Annotated in this window: 1 protein-coding gene; it reads right to left on the reverse strand. The window is 26.5% G+C overall.

Annotated features, from left to right (window positions below):
* On the reverse strand, nucleotides 1-757 hold a 757-nt coding region (locus tag AC1DSL_RS18735; protein WP_477533401.1), incomplete at its 3' end, for a glycosyltransferase family 2 protein.
* Between the last annotated feature and the right edge of the window lie 179 nt (nucleotides 758-936).

The raw sequence follows: 936 nt of genomic DNA on the forward strand, positions 1-936 counted from the left end.
CAATAGAGTAATGCTTTGAATAGACCTTCTTCCTGAAGTTACTTACATTATTATCAATTCTTTCAATATCATTGGAGAATTGTTCAAAAAACATTTTCTTTAACTTGTTAAGATTTTTCCCATGTGGTTCATTATCAATACCATTAGTAGCTAATTCAATCAATGCTTCATTAACTACTCCAATTTTATACTTTTTAAAAAAACGAAGTAAAAACTCAAAATCTTGATGTCTATAATAATTTTMATCAAATCCTTTAAGCGATTCATAACATTCACGTCTAATCATTAATGAACAAGTAGTTGGCGTAAATTCAAGAGAAAGAATATCTGAAGATAAGTCTCCAACTTTATCATTTGATATTACTTCACCCTTTACAATTCTCCAACAATAAGCGGCATCATAAATTCGTTCTTTTTCAAGTAATTCTACTTGATAAAGTATCTTATTTTGCAAAAAAAAGTCATCATCATCTAACAGACATATGTATTTTCCAGAAGAATTCTTAAATCCTGTATTTCTTGCTGCAGATCCATTCAAATTTCTTTCATGTTTTATATACTTTATCCTTACGTCATCTTTATATTCTTTCATTATGGATTCAGTTTCTGTTCTATATCTAGAATTTGTATCATTATCGTCAACAACAATTATCTCAATTAATGAATACTTCTGAATTAAAACCGAATCAATTGCTCGTTTTAAAGTTTGACTACTTTTATAAGTCGGTATTATAACACTTACTAATAAATCATTCATTCATAATAACACCCTTTACTTTTAAACTTAATTATAGTTTTAAGTTTTTTCAAATACTTTGTTTGTTTTTTGAGCATTAGCAATCAAAGCCAACATTACAAAGAAATTAATTTCGGTTAAATATGAACGTGAAATCATCAATTGAAGAAAAGATATTGTAAAAAATATTGCTATAAAGC

It is taken from the genome of Paenisporosarcina sp. P4_D4, assembly GCF_056401835.1.